This is a genomic window from Streptomyces sp. TLI_105 (genome assembly GCF_900105415.1).
Lineage (GTDB): Bacteria > Actinomycetota > Actinomycetes > Streptomycetales > Streptomycetaceae > Streptomyces.
The window spans coordinates 1,664,316-1,684,181 of the sequence record NZ_FNSM01000001.1 but is presented as its reverse complement, the minus strand read 5'-3'; the positions used below and the strand labels follow the sequence as shown (position 1 = coordinate 1,684,181).

The window sequence follows — 19,866 nt, the reverse complement described above, 5'->3', positions numbered from 1 at the left end:
CATTTCCTCGCCTGTTCCTTCACTTCGCTGAGGGGTGTTGAGGAAGGAGGGGGGACACGTCCGTCGGGGAGCACAGGGTTCCGCACCCGTCGGGTGCGACGAGCCAGGCCGGCCCCGTCGCCTGCCGGTCGGGGTCCGGAACGGCCGGCCACGCCCCGCTCGTCAGATACCGGGCGGCCCGGTCCAGCCCCGTGGGAGGAGGAGTGCCGGGAGTCATCAGCAGCACGAGTTCCTGACACCTGCTGTCACCGAGCACCGGGCCGCTGCCCGACCGTCTCGAGCGGGCGATGGCGGCCAGCAGGCCGCGTCCCAGTATCTCCGGGACCGCGAGCGCGTCCCGCATCCGCCCCGCGGGCAAGAGCACGACACCCCGTGGGCCGACTCGCCACTCACGCAGGCACCCGGCTGGGTCATCACAGGCCGAAGCCAGCCACCGAGCCGACCTCATCGCGCCAGTCATATGCCACCCCGTCCCCGATCGGCCGACGAAGTACCCGACTCTCCAGGACCGGCAGCCGTAGGGGTAGGGAGGCGGGACGTGGCGGATTCAGCCGGCCGATTCTTGTGATCTGACAGGTACCGCCAGATTCCCTGGATACGGCAGCGAGCCTCCGGCGACGGTCTTCGCCCGTCTCCTCCGACAGACGCGGGCCCATGCCCCACAGCGCGCCCGGCCCCACGAGGGTCACATGGCGTGGCTGATCCATCGCCGCAGCGCGACATGGGTGGTGTCGCCCAGTCGGCACAGGGCCTCGATGGCATCCATGTCGCCCGGCAGGGGTGCGATACCCGCGGTGGTGAGAGCGGCATGCAGCTCCAGACGGCGACGGTCGGCCGGCTCGAGACGAGCGGACGGGCGGCCCGTCGGCTCCGGCGCGGGCAGAAGGTGGTCGCCGGGCTCCAGGACGCCGCAGGCCGTCGGCGTCTGCTCCGGCAGATCGTCGACGGGCGCGGCAGGAAATCGGTACGGGTCGAGATCCCACAGCGCCACGGTGCCGGTGGTGAAAGCCTGAAAACCAGTCACGAATGCCTCCTCGGTCGTCGTGCCACTGCGCAAGACGACTGCAAACAGAGCGGAGGCAGTTGCGGCGCACGACGTACTCCACTCGAATGTCCCCTATGGCATCTCGTCACAAGAGCGATGAACCAACCGGCAAGGACCGCTGCGCGACCGCCACCTCACGGCTCGCTCGACGCCGACGCCGACGCCTCGCGAGTTTGATCCGGCCGCCCGGCCACAGCCACCCCACCCCGACGGAGCAAGCCGCCCACCGCAGGCGCACGGGCACCTCGCCCTGACCACCCCGGACCACTCCTCCGACCGAAGGCCGCGGGCGGGGCACCCGGCACCCGGGACAACCCACCCGCCAGCCTCCCGCTCACCGGACTCCCACCCACCGGCCTCCCGCTCGCCCGTGAAGGGACCACACCCCTTGCATCCCACCGACACCGCGCCCCTGCCCTCGGCCGGACAGGCCGAGATCCGCATCGTCGCCGCCACCCCCGAAGCCGCCCGCGCAATCGCCCAGACGATCCGACGCCCCTTCGCCGGGACGGAACAGCGCAGCTACCCCGCCTCCGAAGACCGAAGGCAATCGCCTCCTCGGCGTCCCGGGGCGGAAGCTGCGCAACGACCTGCGCATCCCGGAGGAGGACCTGGCCGCCGCCTGCACCTACCTCGCCGGCGAGGGCCTGATCAGCGTCGACTGGGAACCGGGCAACACACCCGCGATGGTCTCCCTCACCCACCAGGGGATCCGCCGCATGGAGGCCGAAGAGGAAGAACGCGGCTGAGCCGGAACGCCCCATGGCCCGCTGGCCCGCCCCGGTCGGCAGTCGTAGGATCGAGCATGGATCGAGCACGCTCACGTGTGACGATCCGGAAGGGCGGCCTCGGCGGAGTGAATGCGCTGGGGCCGTTGTGACGACCACCGCCATGAGGCCACGCACCCCACGTCATGCCACCGCCCGGTACGGGTGACCCGCCTCGCGCGCAAGATCCAGCCCGAGGAAGCGGGGACGCCGAGATCATCAGCCATCACGGCATGGGCGTGTCGTAGGGGACCGGAAGGCAGCCGGCCCGCCCTCTCCCACACTCGTGGCGCGGGTCGATTCCCGTCGTCCCGAACGAAGGCCCCAGTCGGGGCGGCGCCACTGTCACTCGCTGTGCGGATACGCCTTCCCAGAAGGCGTATCCGGAGAAAGCCGAGGTGGGCTCCCGCGGTCGACGCGGTCCCGCCTCGGCAGCGAGGCGCACGGCGCACGGCGTTCCGCCGCCGACGAGGTCCTCCGGGCCATGGCCAAGCTCGGATTCACCTGCCGCCCCCTTCCCCGGGCCACCGCGCCCGTCCGCGGGCTCGCCCCGATCCGGCACGCCTCCGCGCTTCTCGACGCCCCCCGCGGCGGCCTGACCGCCACCCGCGGGCGAACGTGAGCTGGCGCCCGGACAGCTCGGAGGGCCCGACCGGCACCTGCCGGTCGGGGTTGTCGCCTGTGGCGATGAGGAGGGCCGCCGCGGTGTCCGGGCCCACTCCGTAGCACTCGAGCAGGTGGGGTGTGTGCTGCTTGAGCACATCGGTGATCTGTTGTTTCAGGGCTGTGATCTCGTCCGGCCGGATCAGGCTGCGGCGGGCCAGTACCCACCGGTGATGGGTGGGCTCGTCCCCGTCGAAGAATCCGATCGACGGCAGCTTCGCGCTGGCCCAGTCGTAGAGAGGTGGGCCTTTCGCCCCGTCACCGCAGGAGATCCGCTGCCAGACCTCCTCCGGCGCCCCCGCGATCAGTTCGTCGATCCGCCAGAACCCGGCCAGGCTCTTGACCTGCTGCGACTTCGGTACAGCGACGACATAGCCGACCCCAGACACCTGGTCACGATGGACTTTGCGAGTTCGCCCTTGGTCGCGAACTGGCGCTCGTCGGGGATCTTCGTCCCCACCGGCGCCAGCAGTCCCCGCAGGTAGTCCCGCATCCGCCACCGCAGATCCGCCCGGGCGAACCGGCCCGCCACCCGCGCGAACACCGACTCCGACTCCGCAGCCCACACCTGGGCCTCAACCATCCCCACCATGCCCGGGCAACGAACCCCACCAGCTCAGGACATGAACCGCTGCTGGAGTACTAGTGCTGGATCAGGCCGTCGACCGGGACAGGATCGACGTGGCTTGTTGCCGGAAGGGCCTGGGCCAGGGAGAGGCCGATATCGACCAGCGAAGACCGGCGCAGGCCGGCGACGTCAGAGATCACGGTCCAGACGGACTCGACGATTTCGCCGTTCGGCTCAGGCCGGAACTGGCCGCCAGTGATACGGACCCGATAGAAGACGCCGACATTCTGATGCTCGACTCCCGCATGAGCTTCGGCCACAGGGATCACCCGTGAGTCCACGCCCAGCAGGCGATCCACCACCGCGGTGCAGCCTGTCTCCTCGGCGACCTCCCGGATCACCGCATCGAACGGATCTTCGCCGTGCTCGCCCCGGCCACCTGGAAGAGTCCAGTTACTTTCGCCCGCCGGTGGCACGTGACGGGCGAGCAGCACCCACCCGTCCTCGATGCACACGGCATACGCCGCCAACCGAAAACTCATCCCCGCACCTCCCCGCCCGGACCCTACCCAGCGTCCAAGATTCGCGCATCGCTCCGCGAGTGGAGCCAGATCAACTTCTTACGCCTGGAGCCACTTCTGTTCCGTGCGGTGGAACCCAAAGAAGTGCTTACAAACGGAAACTTCGGAGGACGTTGATCCATTGCCGTCTGGCGCTCCCGCTTCTGGGGGCCGCAGCATAGGCAAGGTGAAGGTGTGGGGGCCGGTGTCAGGCACCCACACCTTCACCACCCACCCGCTGCGCCGTACTGACGCTGCTCCAGTGCACCGGGTCGCACAAGAGACGGCCCCAGGGCGAGGGCCCTGGCAGGCGGCACCCGGGTTGAAGCTGGTCGACGTCCGTGGGCGTGGTCCGGTCGACGAGCTGCGAGGACCGTTCCTGGCCCCAGCAACGGGCAAGCTCGGCCGCCTCGACAGCGGTGATGAGCGAGCGCTCTGGGGCCTCCGGGTTGACCGGCACGCCCGGGCCGATGCCAATCCCTTGGTGCTACCGGGGGAGGAGGGCGCTCACGGTCTTTCCTCCGGTTGCCCGGCGAGTGACCGCGGTCGCTGTGGCGAGCCGGTTGACCAGGGGCCAGCCGAAGCCTCCGGTGCCGACATCGAGGTCGGGGGTGCGCATGCGCGGGGCATGGGGACTGTGGTCGTGCACGGCCACCTCGATGCCGTCCGGGCGGGCGGCCAGGTCGAGGGTGCAGGTGCCGCCGCCATGACGCAGGGCGTTGGTGACGAGCTCCGAGACCACCAGGACCACGGTGTCGGCGGCCTCGGGTGCGAGCGCCGGCACGAGCCCTTCGAGGAAGGTCCGGGCGCTGTCACGTGCCACGGCGACGGAACCGGCAGGGCGATCGGTCGCGACATCGACGCTCATCGTGTCCATCAGGCCCCCTGGTCTCCGGATCGTCCCTGCCCGTTCCTCCCTGCCCGCCGCATCTGCCCCGACGAGCGGCGGTCAACCCGGTGCGACCACCCTGCACCCACCCGCGTCACTCTTCGAGGCCGATTATCTCGTCGCTGGACACACGGAAATCTATATTGGCTGGAGTAGACATTGAGCAGTGGCGTAGTTATGGTTTCTCTCGTAGCACAGAGAGACAGCAGGGCCTGGCAGAGACGAACTGCCGGCAAGCAGTACCAGCGGTACAGGTGGTTGCAGTGCGCAGGACGGTACGGCGGTGGAGCCCCGAAGCCAGGGTGGTTGCAGGACGGCGACGGGACTGACGGCCGGACCGGGTGGCCCGCAGTGATCAGGGGCCGCCAGCGGCGGGACCGCGGTCATGACAGACGCGGTACCCGCGCGTGCAGTGCGCAGTACCCCGCAGTGAAGTCGGTGAGCAGTACCCCCGGTGAAGGCGTCGGCTGCGGACGCGCGCACCGGGAAGTTCGGCAGTGGGGTTCCAGGCCGGAGCAGACGCAGGACGGGCGACGGGGCTGGCTGCCGAAGTGGCGCTGTGAGAGGCCATCAGCAGTTCGCAACACCAGCAGTACCAGTAGTACGCAGTGACAGCAGTACGCAGTTCCCGTTTGGCAAGTGATTGATCCAGAGGGAAGAACGGAGGAACGAAGCACCATCAGGATCGCCCGGACGGAAGTCTTGGGTCCGGGTACCGCAGGACATCGATAGTGAGGTGGTCTCCGGTCAAGCAACCGCGATCCCCGCACGCCCGACAGCAGCCAGGTCGGGTACGCGGACACAGAAGGCCGACGCGGTATCAGGGTCGGCACGTGGTGTAGAAGTTCCTTCGGGGCCCTGGTGCCGTACGGCGCCAGGGCCCCTCCACGCGTTCCACGAGAGAGGTGCCAATGACAGCAGACGACTCCTACGGCCGTCTCGACGACGACGACTACCCCGCCTACACCATGGGCCGTGCCGCCGAGATGATCGGCACCACCCAGAGCTTCCTCCGCGCCCTCGGCGAAGCCCGCCTGATCACCCCGCTGCGCTCGGAGGGCGGCCACCGCCGCTACTCCCGCTACCAGCTGCGCATCGCCGCCCGCGCCCGCGAACTCGTCGACCAGGGCACCCCCATCGAGGCCGCCTGCCGCATCATCGTCCTCGAGGACCAGCTCGAAGAAGCCCAGCGCATCAACGCCGAACACCGCCGCGCCGCCGAGACGGCCGGGCCACCGGCAGCGGCCTGAGACGGTGCTGCCCCGCCGTGCCTGGACGGGGCCGCTCCCATGTGGAGGAACACCTCTGGTGACGGGGCGTGCGGGCGTGTACCGCCCCGGTTGGCTGTCGTGGTTCGGAAGTTCCCTTTGCCCACGCCTTCGGCGTGGGCTTTTTGCTGTGCTGTGCCGCAGGAACCAGGGTGATTGCCTCCGCCCCCCCCGCATGGTGCGGGAGACGTCCATCGACTGGGCGGAACCGGGGCCCGGGACTCAAGACGCACGGCTGCTTCGCGCGTTCCGAGTCGGGCGTCCCCGGAACGCGCTCACGACCTTGTCGCCACCGCGGAACTGGCGGAACGAGCGAAGTCCAGCTGTGCCGAGGTGACCTGACGCAGAAGGGTCGCCGCAGCCTGGGACCAGGGGCAGATTGGCGGACCGGACGTTGCCACATTGCGACCGGCTCGAATCCGGTCAGACCGCTCCGGCCTGCCCGCCGCCCTCGCAGGTTCAGCTCTTCACCGGACTCGCCGTGCCATCAGCTGAGAGTGAGGACACGGACCTGCCGTGCAGTCCGAGCAACTCCACAAGTTTCCGGTCAGCCACTTCGGGCGTGGGCCATGTGCCGATGCGGCTGCAGAAGGCCGCCCGCCTGAAGACCTTCCATGCCGATGCGGCTACGCCGCGGTCCCGGTGATGAGGACGGCAGCGGTTGTCGGGACCCGGACGTCACTCGTGGCCGCGACGGTCACGGCGTCCCGGACGGCCCGCGCGACTTCCAGGGGATGGCGGCCGGGTACGACCGCGAGCTGGATCTGAATGTGTCGGGCGGGCGGATCGTCCTGGTGCGTCACCCTGACGGGGTGGCCGCCCAGTGGGGCGGTGAGGCGGGCGACGCCCGGCACGGCCGACGCGACATCGGCCAGCTCTCCGATCACCCCCCGCAGGGGTTCGGTTGCGGTCGCGGGGGCCGAGCTTCGCGTGGGCGCCTCTTTGGACGGGGGCATCATGACGTTCTCCGCGGTCTGCGGTCCTCCGTCCGCCTCCGGGCCTTCGTGGAGATCCGTGACGCGCAGATCGACTGTCGCAGCGCTCAGGCCGAGGTCTTCGTCGGCTGTCTCGAGCAGGATCGTCCTCAACTGTTCGGCGGCCTGAGGCACGGGTGTGGTCACGGACCCGGTGAAGGCCGCCTCGATCCCCAGCGGGCCGGGCGGGAGCCCGCCGGTAGGCGGGCGAACGGCCGGTTCGAGCACGGGTTCGTGCGGGACCGGTCCGATGCGCATGCTCTGCAGTCGAACGCCGGGGATCCCGGCGGCCTTGCGCCAGAGAGCCCGGACGGCCGCTTGTTCGGTGATCCACGTGCCGTCGTCCGGCCCTCCGAGCGGCAGCAGTCGCCCCAGGCCGAGCCGACCACGTACTGACTGCATCAACGCCTCGGTCCTCACCTCTGCCGCCCTCTCCCTCGACTCACGACGACCGAACAAAACGGTCTATGGCGAATATAATTCGGATAAGGGGTGAACGGCTGACTTCTCGAGGGAGGAGCGCCTGATGACTGAGCACACCGGCGCAAAGTACGGCGGCGCGCCCGGTTCTCGTGGCCGGACATCCATCGCCGATGTGGTGGTGGAGAAGATCGCCGGGATGGCGGCACGGGACGTGCGCGGCGTCCATGCCCTGGGCAGCGGGTTCGCGCGCTCGATGGGATCCATGCGGGAACGGATGCCTGGCGCCGGTAGTGGCAAGTCCGTCACCCGCGGGGTCAGCGTCGAGGTCGGAGAAGTGCAGGCGGCCATCGATCTGGAGCTCGTCGTCGACTACGGCGTCTCGATCACGGACGTGGCCGGGGCGGTGCGGGAGAGCGTGATCTCCGCGGTGGAGCGGATGGCGGGTCGGGAAGTCGTGGAAGTCAACATCATGGTCGGTGATGTGAAGCTGCCCGACGAGGAGGACGAGGAGGGCGAGGGGCAGGAGCGGCAGCGGCTCCAGTAGCCGGACGGAGTCGGCTACCAGGCGAAGGAGCGCGTGATGAGCAGATCCGTGGTGGGTTTGGCCGCCGGAATGGCGCTGGGTTTCGCTGCGTACTTCGGCGGCTTCTGGGCCTTCCTGCTGGTGCTGGTGCTGGGTGCCGTCGGACTCGTGGTCGGGCGGTTGGCGGAAGGCGATCTCGAACCCGGCGACTTCGTCCGCCGCCGGGACGATCAGCAACGTATTCGTGACGACCAGCGCCGGGCACGGAGAGACTGGCGGCAGTGACCAGGGAAGCCGGCGGGCGCCCGCCCGTCCCCCGCGGGGCACGGGGTGCGACCACGGTCGCCGACCGGGTCGTCGCGAAGATCGCCGCCCGGGTGGCGCGCGAGGCACTGAGCCGTTTCTCCGAGCCGACCGGTCACGTGCCGCCCGGCCACCGCACCCCGGACGTGACGGCGGTGGTGCGGAGGGCACCGGAGAGGAACGGCTCGGAGAGGGCAGGCGGTCCTGCCGGGAGCCGACCGGCGCTCGGGCAGGTACGGATGCGCATCGCCGTGGAGCTGGGCTATCCGTCGGACATCGGGGCGCAGTGCGCGGCGGTGCGCCGAGAGGTCACCGAACGCGTCACGGCGTGGGCCGGTGTGGAGGTGTCCGACCTCGTGGTGGCCGTCGAGAGGCTGCACTCGGCTCACTCGCGGCGGACGGAACGGGAGAGGGTGAGATGAGCGCGCACACGGGGCGGCAGCGGCCCGGCGACGGCGTTCTCCCCTCGGAGCCCGCCACGACGGATTCCTCCGCGGGACACCCGGACGCCGGCGCGATGTCGGCAGCCCGCGCGTCGCCACGTCGTTTCTGGTCCGCGCGGCGGGTTCCTGCGGTCATCGTGGCTCTGCTGTCCCTCGCAGCCGTCGGGCTGCTCCTGTACGACGTGGTCTCCGTGCGGGCGGGCCGGCCCGGGATGGGCTGGCGACGCCGGCTCGCGGATGAGCTGGCCACGCGGCCGCTGGACGACGGCTGGATGATCGTCGGGGCCGCGGTGGCGATGGCCCTCGGCCTGTGCCTCGTCCTGCTGGCGGTGACACCGGGACTGCGCAGGCTGCTTCCCATGCGGCAGCCCACCGGCACCCGAGGAACAGGCGAGGTCCGCGCCGGTCTCGACCGCCGGGCGGTCGCCCTGATCCTGCGCGACAGGGCCGTACGGGTGTCCGGTGTGGAGTCGGCGCGGGTCGATGTCGGTCGCCGGAAGATCAAAGCCCGGGCGCAGGTGCATTTCCGCGATCTCGACGAGGTCCGTGCCGACCTCGATGCCGCACTGGGCGAAGCCGTGGCGACCCTGGGTCTCGCCCGGCGACCCTCGCTGACCGTCCACGTCCGACGGCCGAAGAAAGGCTGACGCTGATCCCGATGATCAAGACAGTGAACCGGGTGCTGCTGGGGCTGCTCGGCCTCGGGTTGTTCGCCCTGGGCGGCGGCGTGCTCCTGGGCGGGCTGGATCTGCAGCGCCGATGGGGTTTCGACGTGCCGGGCTGGTGGCCCTTCCGCGGCCCGGCCGATGTCGTCCTGGGCGACGAGGGACGCCTACGGTGGCGGGCGGAGGGCTGGTGGTGGCCGACCGTCATCACGGTGCTCGCCGTGCTGCTGGTGCTGCTGCTGTGGTGGCTCTGGACACTGCTGAGCAGAGACCGGCTGCACCAGGTCCTCGTCGACAGCCAGGACGGCACGGCGGCCCGGCTCAACGGCCGCGCCCTGGAGGACGTGACCGAGAAAGAGGCGCAAGCCTTGGACGGAGTCGCGCGGGCACGGGTGTGCCTGGGGGGCCGGCGTACCGCCCCGGTCGCGCGAGTGCGGCTGTGGCTGGAGCCTCACGCGGAACCGGAGCGGATCCTGGACCGACTCGACCGGGACACGCTCGCACACGCCCGGGACTCGGCGGGCCTGGACCGTCTCCCGTCGGAGGTCAGCCTCCGGGAGGTCCGTCACCGCGCCCATCGGGTCGACTGAGAATTCTCCGCCGTGTCCGGGACGGAATCCCACCCGCCGGCTCCTGGCCGTCGCGGCCGTCACATCGCACCTGATCGGCTTGCCGGTCAGACGGCTTCTGCCCATGCCCGCTGGAAGGGCAGGAGGGTGACAACCTGACAGGCCGCCTCAGTGGGTTGCGCCTACGCTGGAATCGAGGTACCTGCGAGGTCGGAGGTCACCATGATCATTCTCGGGATCATCCTGCTCGTCATCGGGTTCGTGGCCGGCATCTCCATCTTGTGGACGATCGGAATCATCCTGGTCGTGATCGGGGTCATCCTGTGGATCCTCGGGGCGGTCGGTCACGCGGTCGGCGGACGCCGTCATTACTGGTAGGCGACTCAACTCCGAGCCGACGCAGCCCCGTGGTCGGGTTTCACCAGGCCGCCCTGCCACAGGGAGGCGCAGTGCGATGTTCCTCTTCCTGATCCTGCTCGGCAGCGCCATGGCCCTGATCGTCATCGGCGCCGTCGTGGACGGAATGCTGTACTTGCTCTCCACCGGGGTGCTGCTTCTCGTCGTCGCCGTGCTGTACCTGCTGGTGCGCTCGATACTGCGCTCGCGCCGAGGCAGGCCCACCGCGTTCTGACGGTGGGGGCCGGCCCACCACGTTCCGTGGGGGTGGACCACCGGCCCTCGCCCGGTCCTCCGGACGGCCGGCGAGTGGGTGGGGCGGCCCGCACCTCGACCGCTCAGTGAGCGGCAAGGAAGACGGCGAGGTAGTGCGCGGTGAAGGCCGCCACGGTCAGCGCGTGGAAGACCTCGTGGAAGCCGAACCAGCGGGGCGAGGGGTTGGGGCGCTGGAGGGCGTAGACGACCGCGCCCGCGCTGTAGAGAAGCCCGCCGGTCACGATCAGGGAGACCACGGCCACCCCCGCCCCTGTGCAGGAAGTCGGGCACGGGCGCCCAGCCCAGGGCCAGGTAGCAGGGGGTGTACAGCCAGCGGGGAGCTCCGACCCACAGAACGCGGAAGGCGATGCCGACCAGAGCGCCCGTCCACACGATCCACAGCAGGAAGGACCACTGGTCCGGGGAGAGCAGGAGCACGGCGAGCGGGGTGCACGTGCCGGCGATGATCAGGAAGATGTTGGCGTGGTCGAGGCGGCGCAGAACGGCCTCACCGAGTGGCCCCCAGGTGCCGAGGTGGTAGACGGCGCTGGTCCCGAACAGCAGCCAGGCCGTGACGGAGTACACGGTGCAGGCCAACACGGCCTGCGGTGTCCCCGCCAGGCAGATGAGGACGACGCCCGCCGCCAGCGATGCGGGGACCATGCCGGCATGGAGCCAGCCGCGGAGCCTCGGCTTGATCGCTTCCACCATCACTGCTGACCCCGCCCTGCGGGAAGAGTTGGCCGGACTGGGCAATGCCGAACTCTTCCGTACCTGTGCGCGGTTCGCCGATGTGAGCAGTCACGAAGAGGGAGGCGAGGAGTCGGTGCCGCAGGCCACCCGCATCACCCTGCGCCTGCTGGCCCACCGGATCGGCCGGCTCTCCGAGCAGATCCGGGACGTGGACGCCCGTCTGGCCCGACTCGTGGAACGCCATGCCCCGCAACTGCTCGACGTGGTGGGCATCGGCCCGGATACCGCCGTGACTCTGCTGATCACGATGGGGGACAACCCCGAACGTCTGGGCAGTGAGGCATCTTTTGCCGCGCTGTGCGGGGTCAGCCCCGTCGAGCGATCCTCGGGCGCGAGGCAGTACCGTCGCCTCAACCGCGGCGGCGACCGACAGGCCAACGCCGCCCTGCACCGGATCGCGCAGACCCGCCTGCGCTTCGACCCGCGCACCCAGGAGTACTACGAGCGCCGCACCCAACAGGGCAAGACCCGACGCGAAATCGTCCGATGCCTCAAACGTTACGCTGCCCGTGAGGTGTTCCACCTGGTCAGGATCACCCATTCGGACCCGACGCTATAGGGGCTGTCGTGACAGATGAAGGTGTGAACCGGTGAGCGAGACCAAGATCGATACGCTGCAGTACCGCGTTGACGGGCCGGAACAGGCTCCGGTCCTTGTCCTGGGGCCGTCGCTCGGTACCACATTCCACATGTGGGACCGGCAGATACCGGAGCTCACCCGTGAGTGGCGGGTCGTCCGCTTCGACCTCCCGGGACACGGGGGCGCGCCCGCGGAGCCCTTCACCTCCGTCGCCGAACTCGGCGACCGGCTCCTCGCCACCCTCGACACGCTCGGCGTCCAGCGCTTCGGATACGCGGGCTGCTCCCTGGGCGGCGCGGTCGGCCTCGACCTGGCCCTGCGCGCGCCGCACCGGGTCGCCTCGCTCGCCCTGGTCGCCGCCTCGCCCCGGTTCGGCACCGCCGACGAGTTCCGTCAGCGGGGCGTCATCGTCCGCACCAACGGCCTGGAGCCGATGGCCCGCACCGCGCCCGAGCAGTGGTTCACCCCGCTCTTCGCCGGCGCGCAGCCCGCCATCGTCGACTGGGCCGTCCAGATGGTCCGGACCACCGACCCCGCCTGCTACATCGCCGCCTGCGAGGCCCTCGCCGTCTTCGACGTCCGCGAGGCCCTCGGCAGCATCGGCATCCCCGCCCTCGTCCTCGTCGGCTCCGAGGACCAGGTCACCGGCCCCGCCGAGGCCCGCACCCTGGTCGCCGGCATCGCCGACGCCCGGCTCGCCGTCGTCCCCGGCGCCTCGCACCTCGCCCCCGTCGAGCAGCCGGCCGCCGTCACCGACCTGCTCACCGAGCACTTCTCCGGCACCGCCCAGGAGCCCAGCGGCACCCTGAACGTGCCGCCGCCCGTGCCGCCCGTGCCGGTCGTCGAGCCCGCCCCGGCCGCCCCGGACGCCGAGCCCGCCGAGGCCGGCCGGCCCGACCCGTACGAGAAGGGGCTCGGGCTGCGCCGCGAGGTCCTCGGCGACGCCCATGTCGACCAGGCCCTCGCCGACGACCCGGACGGCGCCTTCCAGGAGCTCGTCACCCGCTACGCGTGGGGCGAGGTCTGGAGCCGCGAGGGGCTCGACCGGCGCCTGCGCAGCGCCGTCACCCTCACCGCCCTCCTCGCCGGCGGCCACCGGGAGGCCCTCGCCGACCACACCCGGGCGGCCCTCCGCAACGGTCTGTCGCCCGAGGAGCTCCGCGAGATCGTCCTCCACGCGGGCGTGTACTGCGGCCTCCCGGCCGCCGAGACGGCGCTGCGGGTGGTCAACCGGGTCGTCACGGAGGAGACGACGCCCCCGGCGTAGCCTGGCGGGGTGAAGCTGACGAAGAAGTCCCACGCCTGCGTGCGGCTGGAGAAGGACGGCCGCACCCTCGTCCTCGACCCCGGCATGTTCACCGAGGAGGACGCCGTCCTCGGAGCCGACGCGCTGCTCGTGACCCACGAGCACCCCGACCACTTCGACGAGGGCCGGCTGCGCGCGGCCCTGGAGGCCAATGGGGCCGCCGAGATCTGGACGCTGCGCAGCGTCGCCGACCGGCTCTCGGCGGCCTTTCCCGGCCGGGTGCACACCGTGGGGCACGGCGACACCTTCACGGCGGCCGGCTTCGACGTCCGGGTCCACGGCGAGCTGCACGCGGTGATCCACCCGGACATCCCGCGCATCACCAACGTGGGCTACCTCGTCGACGGCGCCGTCTTCCACCCCGGCGACGCGCTGACCGTGCCCGACCAGCCGGTCGACACGCTGCTGCTGCCCGTCATGGCCCCCTGGAACAAGATCTCCGAGGTCATCGACTACGTGCGCGAGGTCAAGCCGCGCCGGGCGTACGACATCCACGACGCGCTGCTGACCGATCTCGCGCGGCCCATCTACGACCGGCAGATCGGCGAGCTCGGCGGCACCCACCACGCGCGCCTCGCCTCCGGCGCCTCCACCGAGCTCTGAATCCGCGCACCGCGAGCTCCGAATCCGCGCACCGCGAGCTCCGAATCCGCGCACTGTCACACCCCGCCAGTAGGCTTGCGCCCATGCGCATCGCCACCTGGAACGTCAATTCGATCACCGCCCGGCTGCCCCGGCTCCTGGCCTGGCTGGAGAGCAGCGGCACCGACGTGCTGTGCATCCAGGAGACCAAGTGCGCCGCCGAGCAGTTCCCCGTCGAGGAGCTGCGCGCCCTGGGCTACGAGTCGGCGGTCAACGCCACCGGGCGGTGGAACGGCGTGGCCCTGGTCTCCCGGGTCGGCCTCGCGGACGTGGTGACCGGACTGCCCGGCGGCCCGGAGTACGACGGGGTGCAGGAGCCCCGGGCGGTCTCCGCGACCTGCGGCCCGGTCCGCGTCTGGTCGGTGTACGTGCCGAACGGCCGCGAGGTGGCCCACGAGCACTACGCGTACAAGCTGCGCTGGCTGGAGGCGCTCAAGGCGGCCGTCGCGGAGGACGCGGCGGGGGAGCGCCCCTTCGCGGTCCTCGGCGACTACAACATCGCCCCGACCGACGAGGACGTCTGGGACATCGCCGTCTTCGAGGGCGCCACGCACGTGACGGAGCCGGAGCGGGCCGCGCTCGCCGGGCTCCGCGAGACCGGTCTCGCCGACGTGGTCCCGCGCCCCCTCAAGTACGACCACCCCTTCACGTACTGGGACTACCGCGCGCTCGGCTTCCCGAAGAACAAGGGCATGCGCATCGACCTGGTCTACGGGAACAAGCCCTTCGCCGAGGCGGTCTCCGACAGCTACGTGGACCGCGAGGAGCGCAAGGGCAAGGGCGCCTCGGACCACGCGCCGGTCGTCGTCGACCTCGACGTCTGACGCCGGTCGCGACGATCACCGCGCGCCGGGTGTCGTCCGAGAGGCCACGGTGCGACGCTGTTCGGATGAACATTCCCTTTCTGGACAGCTGGCGCAAGCGGCATGAGCCCGACTCCTCGGACTCCCCCCTGGCCGCGGCCTTCGACCGCGACCCGGAGGGGGTGGCCGAGCTCCTCTCGGAGTGCGAGCTGCTGCGGTCCCGGGTCGCGGAGGCCGGGGTGGCCCTGGACGACACCCCGCGCTCCCTCCAGGAGCTCGACCAGCTCCCGCCCCGCTGGCGGAACGATCCCGAAGAGCTTCCCTGGGTCGGGAACGACGCCGGACTCTACCTCGGCACCGTGATCGTCCGGAACGTGCCGGGCGCCCGGTGGCAGGTGTGGCCCGGCGGCGGCCCCGTGGTGCGGCTCGCCTCCGGCCGGGAGATCCAGGTCGTCGAGGCCGGTCTCGACTGGGCGATGACGGGCGCGCCGCAGCTCTCCCAGGTGTACGCGGAGGCCTCCGAGTACTGAGCTCCCGCCCGCCCCGATCCACCCTTCTGCAGTAAATACGGCTTATTCCCGTTTCATGCGTGTCGGGCGTGAAGTCCCTTTTTCTCATGGATAGTTTGCGCTGACCGCGACACCGCCGAGAAACGGGGCAGGGCAGCGCATGGCCGTCGTCGATCCGCTGATCGAACTGCGTGGCGTCAACAAGCACTACGGCGCGCTGCACGTCCTCCAGTCCATCGACCTCACCGTCGGACGCGGGGAGGTGGTCGTGGTCATCGGCCCCTCCGGATCCGGCAAGTCCACCCTCTGCCGCGCGATGAACCGGCTGGAGAGCGTCGAGTCGGGCGAGATCCTCATCGACGGCCGGCCCCTCCCCGAGGAGGGCAAGGCGCTGGCCCGGCTGCGCGCCGAGGTCGGCATGGTCTTCCAGTCCTTCAACCTCTTCGTGCACAAGACCGTCCTCGCCAACGTCTCCCTCGCGCAGATCAAGGTCCGCAAGCGCAAGAAGGAGGAGGCCGACCGGCGTTCGCGCGAACTCCTCGACCGGGTCGGACTCGCCGCGCACGCCGACAAGTACCCGGCCCAGCTCTCCGGCGGCCAGCAGCAGCGCGTCGCCATCGCCCGCGCCCTCGCCATGGACCCCAAGGCCCTCCTCTTCGACGAGCCGACGTCGGCCCTCGACCCGGAGATGATCAACGAGGTCCTGGAGGTCATGCAGCAACTCGCCCGCGAGGGAATGACGATGGTGGTCGTCACCCACGAGATGGGCTTCGCCCGCTCCGCCGCCAACCGGGTCGTCTTCATGGCCGACGGGAAGATCGTCGAGGACCGCACGCCGGAGGAGTTCTTCACCACCCCGCGCAGCGAGCGCGCCAAGGACTTCCTCTCCAAGATCCTCAAGCACTGACCCGGGCGGGAACCATGCAGCGTACGCACCGGACCCTCGCCCCCCTCGCCCTGCTGCTCGCCGTGACGGCTGCGGTCGGCGGCTGCGGCAAGGAGGGCAGCCCGCCCGTCAAGGGCCCGCAGCCCGACCAACTCCCCGTCTACCGGGTCGAGTCGGGCTTCACCCTGCCGGACTCCGCCACCTGGAATCGGGCGAAGAGACGCGGCCGGCTCGTCGTCGGAGCCAAGGAGGACCAGCCCTACATGGGCGAGAAGGACCCCGCCACCGGCCGCTACTCCGGCTTCGACATCGAGATCGCCAAGATGACGGCCGCCTCCCTCGGCTTCGACCCGGCCGGCGTCGACTTCCGCACCATCGCCTCGGCCAACCGCGAGACGGCCCTCCAGAACGGCCAGATCGACTACTACGTCGGCACGTACACCATCAACGACAACCGCAAGAAGCTCGTCGGCTTCGCCGGCCCCTACTACCGGGCCGGCCAGTCCCTCCTGGTCCGCACCGACGAGAACGACATCGACGGACCGCAGGACCTGGACGGCAAGCGGGTCTGCTCGGCCGCCGGCTCCACCCCGTACCAGCGCATCGAGAAGGGCTACCCCGAGGCCGAACTCGTCGCCTACGACACCTACTCCGTCTGCGTGGACAACCTGCTGACCTACCAGGTCGACGCGGTCACCACCGACGACACGATCCTCATGGGCTACGCCGCCAAGGTCCCCGACGAACTCAAGGTCGTCGGCAAGCCGTTCTCCGAGGAGCCGTACGGCATCGGAGTCCCGCACGGCGACACCGCCCTGCGCCTCGCCCTCGACGACGCCCTCGCCGTCCACGAGAAGAACGGCGACTGGAAGAAGGCGTACGACGCCACCCTCGGCCTCTCCGGGGTCCCCGCCCCCAAGCCTCCCGCCATCGACCGCTACCCGGCCAACTGAGGACCGCCACCGCTGACATGGACGTACTGACAGACAACTTCTCGCTCTACGCCAAGGGTTTCCTCGGCACCGTCGAACTCACCGTCTACTCCTCGGCGCTCGCCCTCGTCCTGGGCTTCGTCATGGCCTCCTTCCGGGCCGCGCCCGTGGGCTCCTTCCGGGTCTTCGGCACGGTCTGGGTCACCGTCCTGCGCAACACCCCGCTGACCCTGCTCTTCTTCGCGGTCATGCTGGGCCTGCCCCGCTTCGGAATCGTGCTGCCCTTCGAGCTGTTCGCGGTCCTCGCCCTCGGCTGCTACACCTCCGCCTTCATCTGCGAGGCGCTGCGCTCCGGCATCAACACCGTGCCGCGCGGCCAGGGCGAGGCCGCCCGCAGCCTGGGCATGACCTTCTCCCAGACCCTCTCCACGATCGTCCTGCCGCAGGCCTTCCGCACCGTCATCCCGCCCGTCGGCTCCACCCTGATCGCCCTCGCCAAGAACTCGGCGATCGCCGGGGCGTTCAGCGTCACCGAACTCCTCGGCACCTACAAGACCCTCAGCGAACTCGGCTACAACATCGTCTGGACCTTCGTCTGGATCGCCGTCGGATACCTGATCATCACCCTCACCATCAGCGCCCTCTTCCACCTCATGGAGAAGCGCTGGGGAGTCGCCCGATGACCGAGTCCACCGCCCTCTACGACATCCCCGGACCCCACGCCCGGCAGCGCCACCTCCTCTACGGACTCGCGTCGACCGTGGTCCTCCTCGCGCTGGTCGGCTGGGCCCTCCACCTCCTCTTCGACACCGAGCAGTTCACCTCCGCCAAATGGACGCCCTTCGAGTACAAGGGCATCCAGGAGCTGCTGCTCAGGGGCCTCGGCAACACCCTCAAGGCCTTCGCCTACGCCTCGGTCCTTTCGCTCGCCCTCGGCGCGGTCCTCGCCACCGGGCGCCTCTCCGAGCACCGGGTGCCGCGCTGGATCTCGACGCTGCTCGTCGAGTTCTTCCGCGCCATGCCCGTCCTCGTGATGATCTTCTTCATCTTCGTGGCGCTCAAGGTGCAGCCGCTGCCCGCGCTCGTCGCCGGCCTGACCCTCTACAACGGCTCCGTGCTCGCCGAGGTCTTCCGCACCGGCGTCCACGCCGTCGCACGGGGCCAGGGCGAGGCCGCCTACGCGCTCGGCATGCGCAAGACCCAGGTGATGACGTACGTCCTGGTGCCACAGGCCGTCCGCGCCATGCTCCCGGCCATCATCAGCCAGCTCGTGGTCGCCCTCAAGGACACCTCGCTCGGCTTCCTCATCACCTACGAGGAGTTCCTGCACGCCGGCAAGCTGATCGCGTCCAACCTCGACTACGACCTGCCGTTCATCCCCGTCGTCCTCGTCATCTCACCGATCTACATCGGGATGTGCATGCTGCTCTCCTGGTTCGCCACCTGGGTGGCCCGCAGGGAGCGCCGCAGCCCGAAGACGAAGGCCGTGGAGGTCGCTCCGGCCGAACCGCGGACGCTGCTGCCGGGACAGCAGTAGCGGGCATGGAGCCGCACCCGCCCGGCAGCAGCCGGTGATCACTCCGCCCGCAGCGGGACCGACACGTACGACGGGTCGGCCGTGGGGGAGGAGAAGGTCAGCTGCGCGCCGGTCGGGTTGTGCTCGATGTAGAGCGGGTCGACGGTGTCGACGACCAGCGCGAGCCGGTGTCCGGCCGGGACGTCGTAGGCCGTCGAGAAGAGCTCCAGGTCGACGCCGAACGGCTGCCCGGGGGTCCGGTCGTGGAAGGTGTACGGGGCGTTGCTCACCAGCTTGCCGAGCCCGAGCGGACCCACGTCGTAGAGGTACGCGACGAGGGTGCCGCTCTCCTCGGTGGAGCTGACCGTGGTGTGCACCTTCACCGTGCCGCGCACCCGCTGCGGGGTGGCGTACCGCTCCGACTGCCAGACGCCGGCGAAGGCGCGGGGGAGGAGGGGGATGGAGGCGACGGGCGGGGCCTGGAAGAACTGGTCCAGGAGGTTGGAGAGCATGACGACGCCGCCGTCGGCGCCGGAGTCGACGTTCGCCCGGATCCGCTGCGTACCGCCGAGGTCGAACTTCCGCCGGTTCGCGTCCAGGGACTTCCAGTCGGGGTAGCCCTCGTAGCCGGCGTCGGACCGGGGCTTCAGCCGGACCGGCTGCTCGCGGTCGACGCCGTTGTCGACGCCCTTGAGGTAGTGGTCGAACCAGCGGCGGGCGCTGGTCCAGGTGTCGTTGGGCAGGCCGAGGAGGCCGGTGGCCTCGGCGGTGGCATGGTCGCCCGGACGGAACTCCAGGCGTTTGGGGCCGGTGAGCTTCTCGTAGAAGCTCGCGTACTGGTTGGGCGGGAAGATGGTGTCGCCCCAGGCGTTGCCGAGCATGATCGCGGCGCCGTTGGCGCTGATCCGGTCGATCTGCTCGACGGCGGAGCGCTTGCGGCCCCAGGCGATCATGTCCTCCTCCTTGGCCAGGTCGGAGGAGAGGAAGTCGCCCAGGATCTGCTGGAGTTCGGGGCCGGGGCGTCCGGTGAGGTAGCCGGCGCCGCCGAGCAGGGCGGCGGCCTGGAGGTGCTGGGTGCGGCCGCTGTAGATGGAGTCGATGAGGTCGGCCCAGCCGCTGAGCGCGGCGACGGCCTTGATCCGCGGGTCGTGCGCGGCGGCGAGGAGGCTGATCCCCGCGCCGTACGAGACCCCCGCCATGCCGACGTGGTTCGGGTCGGCCGGGGTGTTCGCGAGGGCCCAGTCGATCACCTTGGAGGCGTCGGCGATGTCCTTGGGGCCCGCGGTCTCGATCTCCCCGCCGGACTGCCAGAAGCCGCGCGAGTTGTAACTCACCACGACGTAGCCGGAGTCGGCGAGCTTCTGGGCCTGGGCGAGGTACTCGACCTGGGGCACGGCCCAGCTGGTGGGCAGCACGATGACGGGGTGGCGGGTGGCGCCGCCGGCTCCGGCGGGGGTGACGACGTTCGCCTTGAGGACGGTGCCGCCGTCCCCGGCGATGTCGACGAAACGGAGGGAACCGGCGGTCTCGGCGGCCTGGGCGGCGGGGGCGAGCCCGAGGGCCGTCCCGGCCACGAGGGCGGCCGAGACGGCGAGGACCAGGGATGTGCGCACGGGGCACTCCTCACT

Annotated in this window: 23 protein-coding genes and 2 pseudogenes; 18 read left to right on the top strand and 7 right to left on the bottom strand. The window is 70.5% G+C overall.

Going from position 1 to position 19,866, the window contains the following annotated elements:
- Window positions 1–685: 685 nt before the first annotated feature.
- Window positions 686–1,057: a hypothetical protein gene (locus tag BLW86_RS07700; RefSeq protein WP_256341246.1), complete on the bottom strand. Its 372-nt coding sequence runs from the start codon at window positions 1,055–1,057 to the stop codon at window positions 686–688.
- A gap of 527 nt (window positions 1,058–1,584) precedes the next feature.
- Here BLW86_RS07700 and BLW86_RS43030 point away from each other — a divergent pair.
- Window positions 1,585–1,794: pseudogene (locus tag BLW86_RS43030) on the top strand (hypothetical protein); the annotation flags it as partial.
- 518 nt (window positions 1,795–2,312) lie between these two features.
- Here the strand turns inward: BLW86_RS43030 and BLW86_RS43025 are convergent.
- The 3 genes from BLW86_RS43025 to BLW86_RS07675 all read right to left on the bottom strand — a co-directional run bounded on the left by BLW86_RS43025 (window position 2,313) and on the right by BLW86_RS07675 (window position 4,480).
- Complete coding sequence (locus BLW86_RS43025; RefSeq protein ID WP_256341753.1) at window positions 2,313–2,864, bottom strand: hypothetical protein; 552 nt, start codon at window positions 2,862–2,864, stop codon at window positions 2,313–2,315.
- 253 nt (window positions 2,865–3,117) lie between these two features.
- A complete protein-coding gene (locus BLW86_RS07680; protein WP_093873324.1) occupies window positions 3,118–3,585 on the bottom strand; it encodes an NUDIX hydrolase in 468 nt (155 codons plus the stop codon).
- Between the two features lie 505 nt (window positions 3,586–4,090).
- On the bottom strand, window positions 4,091–4,480 hold the full coding sequence (locus BLW86_RS07675; protein ID WP_093873323.1) for an ATP-binding protein: 390 nt from the start codon (window positions 4,478–4,480) through the stop codon (window positions 4,091–4,093).
- A gap of 923 nt (window positions 4,481–5,403) precedes the next feature.
- On the opposite strand from BLW86_RS07675, the gene BLW86_RS07670 reads away from it, so the two are divergent.
- Window positions 5,404–5,742 (top strand): helix-turn-helix domain-containing protein, encoded by a 339-nt coding sequence (locus tag BLW86_RS07670; RefSeq protein ID WP_093873322.1) that lies wholly within the window; start codon window positions 5,404–5,406, stop codon window positions 5,740–5,742.
- A gap of 644 nt (window positions 5,743–6,386) precedes the next feature.
- Here BLW86_RS07670 and BLW86_RS07665 read toward each other — a convergent pair.
- Entirely contained in the window at window positions 6,387–7,136 is a 750-nt protein-coding gene (locus BLW86_RS07665) for a hypothetical protein (protein WP_093878552.1), read from the bottom strand.
- A 124-nt stretch (window positions 7,137–7,260) separates the two neighbouring features.
- On the opposite strand from BLW86_RS07665, the gene BLW86_RS07660 reads away from it, so the two are divergent.
- The 7 genes from BLW86_RS07660 to BLW86_RS41940 all read left to right on the top strand — a co-directional run bounded on the left by BLW86_RS07660 (window position 7,261) and on the right by BLW86_RS41940 (window position 10,291).
- Window positions 7,261–7,701: an Asp23/Gls24 family envelope stress response protein gene (locus BLW86_RS07660; RefSeq protein WP_093873321.1), complete on the top strand. Its 441-nt coding sequence runs from the start codon at window positions 7,261–7,263 to the stop codon at window positions 7,699–7,701.
- Between the two features lie 36 nt (window positions 7,702–7,737).
- A complete protein-coding gene (locus BLW86_RS07655) occupies window positions 7,738–7,965 on the top strand; it encodes a DUF2273 domain-containing protein (RefSeq protein WP_093873320.1) in 228 nt (75 codons plus the stop codon).
- Window positions 7,962–8,405, top strand: a complete 444-nt coding sequence (locus BLW86_RS07650) for a hypothetical protein (protein ID WP_093873319.1) — start codon at window positions 7,962–7,964, stop codon at window positions 8,403–8,405. The genes BLW86_RS07655 and BLW86_RS07650 overlap by 4 nt, the downstream gene beginning before the upstream one ends.
- Complete coding sequence (locus tag BLW86_RS07645; RefSeq protein WP_093873318.1) at window positions 8,402–9,073, top strand: DUF6286 domain-containing protein; 672 nt, start codon at window positions 8,402–8,404, stop codon at window positions 9,071–9,073. Before BLW86_RS07650 ends, BLW86_RS07645 begins: the two co-directional genes overlap by 4 nt.
- 11 nt (window positions 9,074–9,084) lie before the next feature.
- Window positions 9,085–9,681, top strand: coding sequence for an alkaline shock response membrane anchor protein AmaP (gene amaP / locus BLW86_RS07640; RefSeq protein ID WP_093873317.1), 597 nt, complete (start codon window positions 9,085–9,087; stop codon window positions 9,679–9,681).
- 201 nt (window positions 9,682–9,882) lie between these two features.
- Window positions 9,883–10,038, top strand: coding sequence for a DUF6131 family protein (locus tag BLW86_RS41945; protein WP_093878551.1), 156 nt, complete (start codon window positions 9,883–9,885; stop codon window positions 10,036–10,038).
- A gap of 76 nt (window positions 10,039–10,114) precedes the next feature.
- On the top strand, window positions 10,115–10,291 hold the full coding sequence (locus tag BLW86_RS41940) for a hypothetical protein (protein ID WP_177181592.1): 177 nt from the start codon (window positions 10,115–10,117) through the stop codon (window positions 10,289–10,291).
- 103 nt (window positions 10,292–10,394) lie between these two features.
- Here BLW86_RS41940 and BLW86_RS07630 read toward each other — a convergent pair.
- A pseudogene (locus BLW86_RS07630) lies at window positions 10,395–11,022 on the bottom strand (hemolysin III family protein).
- Between BLW86_RS07630 and BLW86_RS44005 the strand changes: the two are divergent.
- The 9 genes from BLW86_RS44005 (at window position 10,937) to BLW86_RS07585 (ending at window position 18,259) form a co-directional block, all read left to right on the top strand.
- On the top strand, window positions 10,937–11,623 hold the full coding sequence (locus BLW86_RS44005) for a transposase (RefSeq protein WP_371129459.1): 687 nt from the start codon (window positions 10,937–10,939) through the stop codon (window positions 11,621–11,623). The pseudogene BLW86_RS07630 and the gene BLW86_RS44005 overlap by 86 nt on opposite strands.
- Window positions 11,624–11,654: 31 nt before the next feature.
- The gene (locus tag BLW86_RS07620) at window positions 11,655–12,911 is read left to right on the top strand and encodes a bifunctional 3-oxoadipate enol-lactonase/4-carboxymuconolactone decarboxylase PcaDC (protein WP_093873316.1); all 1,257 of its coding nucleotides are present in this window, start codon (window positions 11,655–11,657) and stop codon (window positions 12,909–12,911) included.
- A 9-nt stretch (window positions 12,912–12,920) separates the two neighbouring features.
- Entirely contained in the window at window positions 12,921–13,553 is a 633-nt protein-coding gene (locus BLW86_RS07615; RefSeq protein WP_093873315.1) for an MBL fold metallo-hydrolase, read from the top strand.
- Window positions 13,554–13,636: 83 nt separating this feature from the next.
- Window positions 13,637–14,416 carry an exodeoxyribonuclease III gene (locus BLW86_RS07610; RefSeq protein ID WP_093873314.1) on the top strand — a complete coding sequence of 260 codons (780 nt, stop codon included), beginning with the start codon at window positions 13,637–13,639 and terminating at the stop codon, window positions 14,414–14,416.
- Between the two features lie 65 nt (window positions 14,417–14,481).
- Window positions 14,482–14,925: a DUF6278 family protein gene (locus BLW86_RS07605; protein WP_093873313.1), complete on the top strand. Its 444-nt coding sequence runs from the start codon at window positions 14,482–14,484 to the stop codon at window positions 14,923–14,925.
- Window positions 14,926–15,064: 139 nt separating this feature from the next.
- Window positions 15,065–15,811 carry an amino acid ABC transporter ATP-binding protein gene (locus tag BLW86_RS07600; RefSeq protein WP_093873312.1) on the top strand — a complete coding sequence of 249 codons (747 nt, stop codon included), beginning with the start codon at window positions 15,065–15,067 and terminating at the stop codon, window positions 15,809–15,811.
- 14 nt (window positions 15,812–15,825) lie between these two features.
- Window positions 15,826–16,743, top strand: a complete 918-nt coding sequence (locus BLW86_RS07595) for a glutamate ABC transporter substrate-binding protein (protein ID WP_093873311.1) — start codon at window positions 15,826–15,828, stop codon at window positions 16,741–16,743.
- Window positions 16,744–16,760: 17 nt separating this feature from the next.
- Complete coding sequence (locus tag BLW86_RS07590) at window positions 16,761–17,405, top strand: amino acid ABC transporter permease (RefSeq protein ID WP_093873310.1); 645 nt, start codon at window positions 16,761–16,763, stop codon at window positions 17,403–17,405.
- Window positions 17,402–18,259 (top strand): amino acid ABC transporter permease, encoded by an 858-nt coding sequence (locus tag BLW86_RS07585; protein WP_093873309.1) that lies wholly within the window; start codon window positions 17,402–17,404, stop codon window positions 18,257–18,259. The genes BLW86_RS07590 and BLW86_RS07585 overlap by 4 nt, the downstream gene beginning before the upstream one ends.
- Before the next feature lie 38 nt (window positions 18,260–18,297).
- Here BLW86_RS07585 and BLW86_RS07580 read toward each other — a convergent pair whose 3' ends face one another.
- Window positions 18,298–19,851: a CocE/NonD family hydrolase gene (locus BLW86_RS07580; protein ID WP_093873308.1), complete on the bottom strand. Its 1,554-nt coding sequence runs from the start codon at window positions 19,849–19,851 to the stop codon at window positions 18,298–18,300.
- Window positions 19,852–19,866 lie beyond the last annotated feature (15 nt).